The sequence below is a fragment of the Streptomyces sp. NPDC026417 genome (assembly GCF_055567695.1).
Genome location: NZ_JBVHPY010000009.1, coordinates 249,931 through 262,747, shown reverse-complemented (window position 1 = coordinate 262,747; position 12,817 = coordinate 249,931). Strand labels below are relative to the sequence as shown.

Annotated in this window: 7 protein-coding genes and 1 pseudogene; 4 read left to right on the top strand and 4 right to left on the bottom strand. The window is 73.9% G+C overall.

What is annotated here, in order from left to right:
* Positions 1 to 2: 2 nt before the first annotated feature.
* Positions 3 to 620 carry a TetR-like C-terminal domain-containing protein gene (locus tag ACZ4NT_RS17210; RefSeq protein ID WP_121406743.1) on the bottom strand — a complete coding sequence of 206 codons (618 nt, stop codon included), beginning with the start codon at positions 618 to 620 and terminating at the stop codon, positions 3 to 5.
* A 302-nt stretch (positions 621 to 922) separates the two neighbouring features.
* On the opposite strand from ACZ4NT_RS17210, the pseudogene ACZ4NT_RS17205 reads away from it, so the two are divergent.
* Positions 923 to 1,509, top strand: a pseudogene (locus ACZ4NT_RS17205) (histidinol-phosphatase); the annotation flags it as partial.
* A 277-nt stretch (positions 1,510 to 1,786) separates the two neighbouring features.
* Here ACZ4NT_RS17205 and ACZ4NT_RS17200 read toward each other — a convergent pair.
* The 3 genes from ACZ4NT_RS17200 to ACZ4NT_RS17190 form a co-directional block, all read right to left on the bottom strand.
* Positions 1,787 to 4,681 carry a glycoside hydrolase family 2 TIM barrel-domain containing protein gene (locus tag ACZ4NT_RS17200; RefSeq protein ID WP_467726088.1) on the bottom strand — a complete coding sequence of 965 codons (2,895 nt, stop codon included), beginning with the start codon at positions 4,679 to 4,681 and terminating at the stop codon, positions 1,787 to 1,789.
* A gap of 76 nt (positions 4,682 to 4,757) precedes the next feature.
* A complete protein-coding gene (locus ACZ4NT_RS17195; RefSeq protein ID WP_467726085.1) occupies positions 4,758 to 6,104 on the bottom strand; it encodes an ROK family transcriptional regulator in 1,347 nt (448 codons plus the stop codon).
* A 197-nt stretch (positions 6,105 to 6,301) separates the two neighbouring features.
* Positions 6,302 to 7,546, bottom strand: a complete 1,245-nt coding sequence (locus ACZ4NT_RS17190; protein ID WP_467726083.1) for an FAD-binding protein — start codon at positions 7,544 to 7,546, stop codon at positions 6,302 to 6,304.
* Between the two features lie 256 nt (positions 7,547 to 7,802).
* On the opposite strand from ACZ4NT_RS17190, the gene ACZ4NT_RS17185 reads away from it, so the two are divergent.
* From ACZ4NT_RS17185 to rsgA, 3 genes are all read left to right on the top strand, one after another.
* A complete protein-coding gene (locus tag ACZ4NT_RS17185) occupies positions 7,803 to 9,134 on the top strand; it encodes a radical SAM protein (RefSeq protein WP_121406750.1) in 1,332 nt (443 codons plus the stop codon).
* A 268-nt stretch (positions 9,135 to 9,402) separates the two neighbouring features.
* The gene (locus tag ACZ4NT_RS17180) at positions 9,403 to 10,878 is read left to right on the top strand and encodes a cellulose binding domain-containing protein (RefSeq protein WP_467726081.1); all 1,476 of its coding nucleotides are present in this window, start codon (positions 9,403 to 9,405) and stop codon (positions 10,876 to 10,878) included.
* Between the two features lie 270 nt (positions 10,879 to 11,148).
* Complete coding sequence (gene rsgA, locus ACZ4NT_RS17175) at positions 11,149 to 12,252, top strand: ribosome small subunit-dependent GTPase A (protein WP_467726079.1); 1,104 nt, start codon at positions 11,149 to 11,151, stop codon at positions 12,250 to 12,252.
* The last annotated feature ends 565 nt before the right edge of the window (positions 12,253 to 12,817 follow it).

Below are 12,817 nucleotides of genomic sequence, written 5' to 3'. Positions count from 1 at the left end.
GGTCACGCCTCCGGTGCGGCGGAGCCCCCGGCGGGGCGGCCGTCGGCGGCGCCCTCCTTGGGCCAGTGCTCCAACAGGACGTGCAGGGCGTCGACGGCGCGGTCCCAGGACGTCTGCACGTCGCGGGGCGCTCCGAAGCCGCCGGCGGCCTCGATGCCGCAGAAGCCGTGGAAGGAACTGCGCAGCAGGCGCACCGCGTCCGTCAGGTCGGGCTCGTCGAGTCCGTAGGCGCGGAGCATGCCGTAGGTGATCTCCGCGGTGCGCCGCAGCGCGCGGGAACCGGCGACGGCGTCCTGGTCCAGGCGGATCTGCGTGGCCGCGTACCGTCCGGGCCGTTGCAGGGCGAACTCCCGGTAGGCGCCCGCGAAGGCGGCCAGGGCGTCCTTCCCGGCCCGTCCGGCGACGGCGTCGGCGATCCGCTCGATCATCTCCTCGCCGGCCAGCAGCGCGACGCGGGTCCGCAGGTCCCGCAGACTCCTGACATGCGAGTACAGGCTCGCGTCCTTCACGCCGAACCGGCGCGCCAGGGCGGAGACGGTGACGTTGTCGAAGCCGACCTCGTCCGCGAGATCGGCGGCGGCCGCCACGAGCCGATCGACCGTGAGCCCGGCACGGGCCATGCCCCGACCATCCCTCCGCGTGTCGAAAAACCTGGGGAATCTAGGCAATTGCCTAATATACACAGCCCGTTGCGGGCCGACCGGACCGCCGGAGCGAACGCGTGGCCGCAACCGTGTTCCCGGGCCGTCCGGGGATCACGCCGCGGCCGTGCGGCGTTCATGTGCCACGCCGACCTTCCTGGTCGCGCGGCCGTCCGACGCCGCCGGACGCAGGAGGCCACCACGGGGCACGGGCACGGACACCACTCCCATGACGACGCCGACCGGGCGCTGCCCCCGGCGTTCGGCTCCGCCGGGCCCGCATCACCGACCAGGGCAGCGAGACGCACGCCGGGATCGGCGTCGAGAAGGTGAACCCGGACATCAGGGAGGCCCGTGCCGCGTACGGGGACACGCTGGTCTTCCAGGGGCTGGAGTGGAACATCCGGCCGCCGAGCACGGCACGGTCTTCGTCCATCCCGGCAGGAACGAGGTCGCCGTCCCCAAACAGTTCGAGACCTGCGACGGCAGCCTGACCGGCTCCTCGGACTCGACGCCCGCCAACGAGGCGCCGGCCGTCGCGGGCCTGAACTTCCCTGGCGAGCGGGTGCGGTGGCGCGAGGTCCGGGACGCCCTGATGGGGCTCGCCAAGCACCCGGCCCGGCGCGGTGTCGACTCGCCGCACGAGATCCGCGGCCGGCGCGACGCGACCCCGGCGGGCCACCGGATCGCGGTCGGCTTCGAGGGGGCGCCCGGCCACCAGGCGGCCGGGCATCGCCGCGCCCGCGGCATCTACGACAACAGCCCGAGCGCGAACTCCTTCGCCGGATACCCGTCGCAGAGCTACCGCACCTGGGGCGGCTTCGACTGGATGACCGCCACCGTCGGCGGCCTCCGGGACAGCCTGCTCCGCGCCCCGGGGACGGCGCACCTCCGGGGCACCGTGACGATCGCGGAGGTCCTCGCGGCCTCCGCGATCGGCCGCGTCACCGTCCTCGGCGCCGCGGAGCGCCCCCGCCGGGCCTGCGGATGGTGACACGGGACCACGTACGCCCCGCATGGCGCGACGGAGTGCTCGTCCTGACGGCGATGCCCGCCGCCGGCTGCACCCTCGTCCCCTTCCCCTTCGAGGTCCCGGAACCTACACCGTGCTGCGCGGACCACCGGCGCCCGCGTGCCCGCCCCGTTCACTCACCCCGCTCCGCGAAGACGAACGAGAACTCGGCCGGTTCCGGTGTCAGTTGGTACCGGGGCAGCGGACCGGGCCCGCAGGACTGCGAGCCGATGCCCTGCTGGCCGTGGTCCAGGTTCACCCAGACCGTGTCGCCGGGCTCCAGATCCGTGAGGTGGTCCGCCGCGTCGAGCTGCTCGGTGGTCCAGCGCCGGGCCGTGAACCAGAACTCAGGGTCGCCCTCGATGCGCAGCCCGCCCAGCTCCGCCCAGCGCACGTCGGTCCGCGCGCCGTTCTCCTGCGGACGGACGTAGGGCGTCTGGAGCGCGTCCACCGACGCCTCCCAGCGGGCCGACCGCGAGGCCGATCGGGTGTCCGGATAGCCCTCGCCGGGGCCGCCGCCGAACCACCTCACCCGGTCCGCGGAGGCGCTCAGCCCGAACCGGACGCCGAGCCGGGGCAGCGGAACCGGCCAGTCGCCCTCGGGGGCCACGGACACCGTCAGCCGCAGCCGCGCCCCGTCGGACGTCCACCGGTACACCGTGCGCAGACCCAGGTCCCGGCCCGCGGGCGCCACCCGGGTCCTTACGGTCAGCGCGTCCCCGGAAAGCTCCACACCGTCCGTGCGGTGCCGCATCCGGTGCAGGCCGAGCCCGCGCCACACCGGGCCGAGACGCACGCCGGGCTGCCAGGGGGCACCGCCGTCGTTGTCGGTCGGGGCTCGCCACACGTCCAGACGCAGGCCGGTGACGTCGGTCCCGCCGATCGTGCGCAGCGCGCCGGTTCGTGCGTCGAAGGATGCCGGACCGAGGGTGAGGGTGCGCCCGTCGCGCACCGGAGCGGCGGACGGGACCACGCGCGGCACGGCCCGCGGGGCGACGGGGAGCTGGGTCCAGGCCACCGGGTGGCCCTTCGGCCCCCAGGCGGACTCCTCGGCCAGCACCGCGTGGACGGTCCACCCCGTCTCGGCGCCGTTCCCGTCGACGGGCGGCGCCGGCAGCTTCAGGTCCGCCGTCTCACCGGGAGCGAGCGCGGGCACCGGGAGCGAGCCCGCCCCGACGGTCTCGCCGTCCACCTGGAACGACCACTCGAAGGCCAGCGCGGAGAGGTCCGCGAAGTCGTACCCGTTGGTGATCCGGAGCGCTCCGCGGGTCCCGTCACCGGTCATGCGCACCGGCTCGATCACCTTCTTGTACTCCAGCAGGCCGGGCGACGGCGTCCGGTCCGGGAAGAGCAGCCCGTCGCAGACGAAGTTCCCGTCGTGCAGCTCCTCCCCGAAGTCGCCGCCGTACGCGAAGCCGTACCGCTCGTCCTTGACGCCGTGGTCGATCCACTCCCACACGAAGCCGCCCTGGAGACGGTCGTGGGTCTCGAACAACCGCTGGTAGTCGGCGAGTCCGCCGGGTCCGTTGCCCATCGCGTGGCCGTACTCGCACAGCAGGAACGGCAGGGAGCGCCGTCGGTGCGTGCCGCCGTCCAGGTTCCGGCCGATCCGCTTGACCTCGGCATGGGACGCGTACATCCGTGAGTACACGTCGGTGTCGCGGCAGTCGGCGTCGCCCTCGTAGTGCAGCAGTCGTGAACCGTCCCGGCCGCGGATCCACTCGGCCATCGCCGTGAGACCACGCCCGGTGCCCGCCTCGTTGCCGAGCGACCAGACGACGACCGAGGGGTGGTTCTTGTCGCGTTCGACCGTGCGGGCCGCCCGGTCCAGCAGGGCCGCGGTCCAGCGGTCGTCGTCCACCGGATTGTCGCGCCAGGCCTGTTCGGTGAAGCCGTGCGTCTCCAGGTCGCACTCGTCGATCACCCACAGGCCGTACTCGTCGCACAGGTCGAGGAAGGCGGGATGCGGCGGATAGTGCGACGTGCGCACCGCGTTGACGTTGTGCCGCTTCATGAGCAGCACGTCCTCGCGCAAGGTCTCCGGGTCCAGGGCGCGGCCCCGCTCCGGGTGCCACTCGTGCCGGTTGACGCCCTTGAAGAGGACCGCACGGCCGTTGACCTTGATCAGTCCGTCTTCGAGGGCGACCGTGCGGAAACCGATCCGCAGGGGTATGCGCTCGCCCTCCGTCACCAGCTCGCCGTCGTAGAGGCGGGGTGTCTCCGCGGTCCACGCCGCGACCGGCAGGGTCACGGCCTCGCCGGTGGGGACGTCGACGCCCAGTTCGGGCACGGTGACCCTGCCGTCGACGTCGGAGTCGACCCGCAGGGTGCCCTCGCCGCTCACATGGTCGTATCCGGCGTGCACGAAGAAGTCGAGGGCGCTGCCGGCCGGGCGGTGGAGCAGGGTGACGTCCCGGAAGATGCCGGGCAGCCACCACTGGTCCTGGTCCTCAAGGTACGAGCCCGACGACCACTGGTGGACCCGGACCGCGAGGACGTTGCCGCCCGGCCTGAGCAGATGGCCCACCGCGAACTCGTGCGGCAGCCGCGAGCCCTTGAACTCGCCCAGCTCCGTGCCGTTCAGCCAGACCCGGGCGCAGGACTCCACGCCGTCGAACCGCAGCACGCTGCCGCCGTCCGCGGGCCACCGCTCGGGCAGGTCGAAGTGGCGCAGATGGTCACCGGTCGGGTTCTCGGCCGGCACACGCGGCGGGTCGACCGGGAAGGGGTAGAGGTGGTTGGTGTAGATCGGCGCACCGAACGCGCCGTCGCCCTGGAGCACCCAGTGGCCGGGGACGGAGACCTCCGCCCAGTCCCCGCAGTCGTAGCCCTCCGCGGCGAAGGAGTCGTCCTCGGTGCCGGCGGCCGGAGAGAGACGCAGCCGCCAAGTGCCGTTCAGTGAAAGGGAGTCGGCGTCCGAGGAGGCGTACCAGGCACGCGGGGGCAGGGCCCCGTCGCCGGGGGAGGCGTCCTCGACGTAGTCGGTGGCGGACTGGGATTCCCCCGGGGGGGAGGTGCGGAACGACATCGGTCTCCTAGATCGGCCCGTCGTGCGATCGCGGGGCGGGGTGCCGGACGCGTCCGTGGAAAGGGACGCGGTCCGTTCACGCAGGTGGTGCGGCGGTACGGATCTCGGCGGAGGAGGCGGAGGAGGCGGAGGCGGGTTCCGCCGGGGCGGTGCCTCCTCGTGCGGCGGCGGCACTGGCCCCGGCCGGGGTGGCACTGGTCCCGGACGGGGCGGTACCGCCCGCCGAGGGCCGTCGGCCCGCCGCCGACAGGGCGCCCTCCAGCGCGAAGGTGGCGGCCCCGAGGCACACCGGGTCGGTGGGGACGGGGGAGAGGACGATCTCGGTCGCCGCCAGCGGCCGCTTCAGCGCGTGCCGGGCGACGGCGGCGCGCACCTCCCGCAGCAGCGGCTCACCCAGCGTGGCCGCGACCCAGCTGCTCAGCACGACCACCTCCGGATTGAGGAGGTTCACCAGGTCGGAGATCGCGGCGCCGAGATAGCGGGCGGTGTCGCCCACCACCTTGAGCGCCACGGGGTCCTGCGCGGCGGCGGCACGGGCCAGCGCCTCGATCGTGGCGGTCTGGTCGCCGGGATGCAGCAGGCCGCTGCCGGGGCTCAGCTCCCGGAGGTTCAGCATGATTCCAGGCGCCCCGACGTACGTCTCCACGCAGCCCCGTCCGCCGCAGTGGCACAGGCGTCCGTCCAGCACCAGCGTCGTGTGCCCCCACTCGCCCGCGCTGTTGCTGACGCCGCGGTGCACTCGCCCGCCGAGCACGAGACCGGCGCCGACCCCGGTGCCGAGATTGACGACCACCGCGTCCTCGCGACCGCGGGCCGCCCCGAACCAGAGCTCGGCCACCGCACAGGCACGCAGCGGGTTGTCCAGGTACAGCGGATGCGCGACGTGCTCGGCGAGCAGGCCGACCAGCGGCACGTCGTGCCAGTCCCAGTTCGCGGCGTACTGGCAGACGCCGCGCTCGCGGTCGACCTGACCCGGGACGCTGACCCCCACGCCCAGGACCCGGTCCTCCGCGACCCCGGCCCGCGCCACCACCGAGCCGACGGCGGCGGCGACCTGCCGGACCACGTCCTCCGGGCGGTTCTCCCCGGGGCGCAGCCCCGACTCGGCACGGGCGAGGACGTCCAGGGACAGGTCGAACAGCTCGACGTGCACGTACGTCTCGGCGATGTCGACGCCGATCAGCGCGCCGCCCGCGGCGTCCACCGCCACCAGGCCGCGCGGACGACCGCCGGCCGACTCCTCGAAGCCGACCTCCGTCAGCAGACCCAGGTCGAGCAGCTCGCCGACCAGCGTGGCGACGGTGGCCAGGCTCAGCCCGGTCGCCGCGGCCAGCTCCTGCCGGGACGTGGGCGACGCGGCGATGATCTGCCGCAGCACCTCGTAGCGGTTGGCGGTACGGATGTCGCGTGACGTGCGCTTCACCGGACTGGCCCCCTCGACCGTGCGGCCCCCGACGGGTCACCGGACCCGCCCGCGGCGCCAGGCTACGACCGGGAAGGAGCTTTCGACAAGGGGTTAGGAAAGGGGCTGGAGGAAGTCCCCGCACCAGGACGGGCACGCGGCGGGTCACCGCACCCCGGGCGCGGGCGGCCTCCTCGCCTCACCGCATTCGACCCCGCTCAGGCGCCGAGCACCTCCCGCACGAAGGCGTTGCGGAACTTGCCCGCCGGGTCCAGCGCCGCGGCGAGCCTCGTGAAGTCGGCGAGCCGCGGGTACCTCCCCCGCACCACGGAGGACGGCATCGCGTACACCTTTCCCCAGTGGGGCCGCGGGTCGAAGGCGTCGAGCGCCTCCTCCACCCGCCGCACCACGGGCAGCACGGCCGCCGTGTCCTGCACCCAGGTGAAGTGCAGCGCCACGGTGTCCCGCCCGTGGGCGGGGCTCAGCCACTGCCGGTCCGCCGCGACCGTCCGCACCTCGCAGACCTGCAGCACGGGCGAGAGCGCGTCCCGGATCGCGTCGAGGGCGTGCAGCGCCGCCGACGCGTCGGAGCGCGGCAGCAGGTACTCCGACTGCAGCTCGGCCCCGCTGCTCGGGGTGAACTCCGCGCGGAAGTGGGGCAGCCGCTCGTGCCACGGACCGGGGACGCCGAACTGCTCGGTGCAGTTCACCGCCGGCATGCCCGGCACCGGATGCATCGCCACGGTGGCGGGCGCCGCCCACCGGAAATCGTGCGGCGCCCGGTCGGTGTGCCGCTTGAGCCACACCTGCCGGAAACCCGGCCGGCCCCAGTCGGTGAAGAGGCTCACGCTGTACGCCGCCGCCGACACCGCCTCGAAGTCGAGTCCCTCCAGCGGGAGTTCGGTGAAGACGTGCTGGCTCACCTGGTAGGACGGTTCCAGGTCCAGGGTGAGGGCGGTGACCACGCCGAGTGCGCCCAGCGAGGTCACCGCGCCGTCGAAGCGCTCGTCGCCCCGCCCGATCGTCACGGCCGAGCCGTCGGCCGTGATCAGCTCCACCTCGCGCACGGCCGAGGCGAGCGAACCGTTCCCCACCCCCGAGCCGTGGGTGCCGGTCGCCACCGAGCCCGCCACGGAGATGTGCGGGAGCGACGCCATGTTCGGCAGCGCGAACCCCTCCTGGTGCACCCGGCGAGCCAGCTCGGCGTACCGGACCCCGCCCGCGACCCGGACGGTCCGGGCGTCCGCATCGACGTCCACGGCCGGGGGCAACCCGGTCAGCGAGAGCAGGACCCCGCGATCGCCGGGCTCGGCGATCGTGTTGAACGAGTGCCCGCTGCCCAGCACCCGCACCTTCGGGCGGGCGGCGACCAGGGCCGCCAGCGCGTCGAGCGAGGACGGGCGGTGCAGCTCCGTCGCGGAGTAGGTGATGTTGCCCGCCCAATTGGTCAGGGTCTCGGTCATGTGCGGCGTCCCTCCCCGGGAGTCCCGGGGGCCGTGTGCCGGCCGGGACGTCGTGGTCCGTACGAGGGAATCCCGGGCTCGCGGGCGCCTCGCGTGCAAGACCGTACGCGCAGGTGGGGGAGGGCGGGGATGCGGAGCGCCGTACCCGGGCCCCGGACGCGGGCCGCGCCGCCCGGGGGGACCCGGCACGGCCGCGCCGGCGGCGGGGGCATACCGTGAGGAGTCGAGCACGAACGCCGGGAGCGAGGAGAACGGGATGGGCAGCCGCACCGCGCTGGTCGAGGATCTGATGGAACGGTTCCCGCACGTGCCGCGGGAAGCCGTCTTCAAGGAGGACCTGCTCCGCGGGGGCGTCGCCTTCGACGACTCGGCCCTCTCGGACAACGAGGACGGCGACGTCAAGCCGAAGTCGTACTTCATCTTCTCCTTCGACCACGGCACCCTGCCGGAACTGGGCGAGGCCGCGCTGCGCCGCCCCCCGGAGGAGATCATCCTCACCGGGGGCCCGTACGACCTGCGGCGCACGGTCGTCTCGGTCCGGGTGAACCCGGCGTCCCCCTACCGTGTCGCGTCCGACGCGGAGGGCATGCTCGGCCTCTACCTGGACGGCAGGCGGATCTCCGACGTCGGCGTCCCGCCGATGCCGGACTACTACCGGCACAAGCTGTCCAACGGGAAGTCCGTGATGGAGGTGGCCCCCACCATCCAGTGGGGCTACCTGATCTACCTCACGGTCTTCCGGGTGTGCCAGTACTTCGGCGCCAAGGAGGAGTGCCAGTACTGCGACATCAACCACAACTGGCGCCAGCACAAGGCGGCGGGCCGGCCCTACACCGGTGTGAAGGACGTCGAGGAGGTCCTCGAAGCGCTGGAGATCATCGACCGCTACGACACGGCCAGGACCTCCACCGCCTACACCCTCACCGGCGGCGCGATCACCAGGACGGTGGCCGGGCGCGACGAGGCCGACTTCTACGGCCACTACGCCAAGGCCATCGAGGAGCGCTTCCCCGGCCGCTGGATCGGCAAGGTCGTCGCGCAGGCGCTCCCGCGCGACGACGTGCAGCGCTTCAAGGACTACGGGGTGCAGATCTACCACCCCAACTACGAGGTGTGGGACCGCCGCCTCTTCGAGCTGTACTGCCCCGGCAAGGAGCGCTACGTCGGCCGCGACGAGTGGCACAAGCGCATCCTGGACTCGGCGGAGATCTTCGGCGCGCGCAACGTGATCCCCAACTTCGTGGCGGGCGTCGAGATGGCCGAGCCGTTCGGTTTCACCACGGTCGACGAGGCCATCGCCTCCACCACCGAGGGGCTGCGCTTCTTCATGTCGCACGGCATCACGCCCCGCTTCACCACGTGGTGCCCGGAGCCGACCACACCGCTCGGCAAGGCCAACCCGCAGGGCGCGCCGCTGGAGTACCACATCCGCCTGCTGGAGGCGTACCGCTCCACGATGGAGGACTTCGGCCTCTCCTCACCCCCCGGCTACGGCCCGCCCGGCCCCGGCCAGGCGGTCTTCTCGGTGAGCTCGTTCATGGACAGCCTGCCGGCGCAGGAGCCGGTGGCCGAGCCCTCCGGGCGGTAGTCCGCACGCCCCCTCGCGCCACGCTCCTGCGCGAGTCCGACGGACCATCGAGGTGTCCCGGCCCCGGCCGGGACGTCCACCCGCCTCTCGCGCGGCGGCCGGTTTCCCCATGGCCGCCGCGCTTCCGCGCGCAGATGAATATGCTGCTTGTCAGTTGTGCGGGAACCGTGAAAGGGTCGCGGCGTCTGTCGCGAAAGCAATCGCCAACTCCCCTGTAGCGACAGTGAGTTGACGTATCACGTGGACGTACTCTTCGCAGGAGCCCCCATTGCCCGACCTGCCGACCCCCCAGAACGCCACCGAGGCCGCGTGGTTCTCGGAGTGCTGGGACGCGGTTCTGTCGTACGCCGATCTGTGCACGTCCGGCTCGGGTGCGGCCGCGCAGCTGGCCGGCGAGGCGTTCGCGCGCGGGATACGCGAGGCACGTGACGAGGACACGGGGGCCCGGCGCCGGTCGCCCCGGCTGCCGCGTATCGCCCTGCTGCTCACCTCGGTCCGGACCACCGCCGCCGCCTGGGAGGCACAGGGGCTCGGGCACCGCCTCGATCCCGGCCTGCGGCTGTGGCTCAACTCCGAGAGCGCCGCCCGCTACACGGGCCCCCCGCTGCACCGCCCGCTCGCGCTGCGCGGTCTCCGGGATCTGCAGGAACCGGACGCCGCGCTGCTCTGGCAGGCCGAGGTCGAGGCGTTGCCGCTGCCCGCGGTGGCCCGCCGGCTGGGACTCGACCCGGCGACCGCGACCACCGAACTGGCCCAGGTACGGGCGCTGTTCCGGGACCGCTGCCACCGCAACCACCTCGACACACCGATGGACGCGCAGTGCCGCAGCTTCGCGCGGCTCCTCGACGCCGTCACCCGCTCACCCGCGGCCGACACACCCGAGGACCTCTCCCGCCACCTCGCGCGGTGCGTGCGGTGCGCGGAGGCCGCCGCCTGCCTGCGCCCGCACGACGGCGGGCTGCCCGGGGCGCTGGCGGGCGGGGTCATCGGCTGGGGCGGCCTCGCCTACCTGGAGCGCCGGCGCCGGGCGGCGGAAGCCGGCCTGGTCGGCGGGCGCGCCGACGCGGCCACCGACACGGGCCTCGCCGAGGGAGCGGTGGCCGCACCCCGGATCGGCCGCGCGGGCACGCTCGTCACCGCCGTCCTCGTCTCCGCCCTGGCGCTCGCCGTCTCGCTGATGCCCTTCGACGGGACCGAGGGCAGCACGTCGGTGCGCGGCGAGGCCGCCGACCGGCAGCCGGTGGCGGACCCGGATCCGTCCTTCCCCTCGGTCGGCTCCGCCGCCACCGCGAGCCCGACGGCGTCACCGCGGCCCTCGCGCTCCCGGACCCGTTCCGCGGCACACCCCGGCCCCGGGACCCGGGGCGGGACCTCCTCGCCCGCCCGCACCCCGAGCCGCAGCGCGAAACCCACCTGGACCGCGGCGGCGACCTGCCGGGTGACGTACGAGATCGTCGGCGAGTGGCCCGACGGCTTCGAAGGCAGTGTCACCGTCACCTCCACCAAGGCCCTCGACACCTGGCGCCTCGGCTGGACCTTCCCCGACGGCCAGCGGGTCGGCCAGATGTGGGACGGCAGCTACACCCAGAGCGGCTCCCGCGTCACCGCGACGGCCGCCGACTACAACAGGACCGTCCGCGCGGGCGGAACCTTCGGCCTCGGCTTCATCGGCTCCTGGCACGACGGCAACTCGCCCGCGCACGACTTCACCCTGAACGGGCAGAGCTGCACGACCCGTTCGTGAGCCCGCCGCACGGGGCGGGCGCGGCCGTGAATATTCGGTGGCGAGTCCCACGGCGTGACCCTAGGGTGGGCTTCGTTGCCGCGCGGCCGACGCCGTGCGGACCCGATCGAGCCGGAAACCAGGAGGTGTTGACCGATGGCTGTCACTGCGATGGGCGTTGCCCGCATCCAGAAGTCCATCAAGTCCACCTCCGTGGCCGCCGGCTGACCTTTCTCCTCACCATCCGCGCCCGAGTGCGCGTGCCGGGGCCGCCCCTGTGAAGGGTCCCCCTTGACTTCCACCGCTTCTCTCTTTCCCCTCGCCCACCCTCTCGCGCCCTACGGCTGGGACGCGGCATGGGCGGACGAGTTCGCCCCGTACGACGCCGAAGGGCTGCTCGCCGGACGGGTGATCCGGGTCGACCGCGGCCAGTGCGACGTGGTCACCGCCGACGGGGTCCTGCGTGCGGACACCGCGTTCGTGACGCCGAACGACCCGCTGCGCGTGGTCTGCACCGGCGACTGGGTCGCCGTCGAACCCGCGGGCAATCCCCGCTACGTACGCGCGTATCTGCCGCGCCGTACCGCCTTCGTGCGCTCCACCTCCTCCAAGCGTTCCGAGGGGCAGATCCTCGCGGCCAACGTCGACCACGCGGTCGTGGCCGTGTCGCTCGCCCTGGAGCTCGACCTCGGCCGCGTCGAACGCTTCCTCGCGCTCGCCTGGGAATCGGGCGCCCAGCCCCTGGTCGTCCTGACCAAGGCCGACCTGGTGCCCGACCCCGTGACGCTCGCGCACCTCGTGCAGGACGTGGAGACGACGGCGCCCGGAGTGCCGGTGCTGCCCGTCAGCTCCAGCGCCGGGCAGGGTCTCGACGTTCTCGCGGCCGTCGTGTCGGGGGGCACCTCGGTCCTGCTCGGGCAGTCCGGCGCCGGCAAGTCCACCCTCGCCAACGCGCTGCTCGGGGAGGACGTGATGGACGTGCAGGCCACGCGTGACATGGACGGCAAGGGCCGCCACACCACGACGACCCGCAACCTCCTCGCCCTGCCCGGCGGGGGTGTCCTCATCGACACCCCCGGCCTGCGGGGCGTCGGCCTCTGGGACGCCGGGACCGGGGTCGGCCAGGTCTTCGCCGAGATCGAGGAACTGGCCGGCGGCTGCCGCTTCCACGACTGCGCGCACGTCGCGGAGCCGGGCTGCGCCGTCCTCGCCGCCGTCGAGTCGGGCACCCTGCCCGAGCGCCGCCTCGACAGCTACCGCAAGCTCCTGCGCGAGAACCAGCGCATCGTCGCCAAGACGGACGCCCGGCTGCGGGCCGAGATCCGCCGCGACTGGAAGCGGAAGGGAGCCGAGGGGCGCGCCGCGATGGAGGCCAAGCGGGGGCGCCGACCGTAGCCCCGGCCGCCGCCACGGGGTCCGGCTGCCGCGGGTCCGGCCGTCCGTGGCCGGCACCTGCGGTGGCCACTGCTGGTACGTGTCCGTGTTGGCCGCCACGGGGCCGGCCGCCATGGGGTCCGGCCGCCACGGGGCCGGCCGCCATGGGGTCCGGCCGCCACGCGTCCGGCCGCCATGGGGTCCGGCCGCCACGCGTCCGGCCGCCATGGGGTCCGGCCGCCACGCGTCCGGCCGCCATGGGGTCGGCTGCCGCGGGGTCCGGCCGTTCGTGGCCGGTACCTGCGGTGGCCACTGCTGGTACGTGTCCGTGTTGGCCGCTACGGGTCCGGCCGCGCCATTGCGACGGCCCCGGGGCGGCGACGTGTGCCGGGGCGGCGGGTGCCGGGAGCCGCCCGTTGCGCCGGGGGAGGCGCCGCGACCGCGGCGGAGGCGGGTGCCTGGCCCCGTCCGGTCCGCCCGGCAGGGCGCGGTGGCGACGGGTGACCGAAGGGGGGCGGGGGGGGGGGGGGGGGGGGGGGGGGGGGGAGTCGTTTGCCTTGTCTTGTTTTTTTTTTTTTTCCGTGCG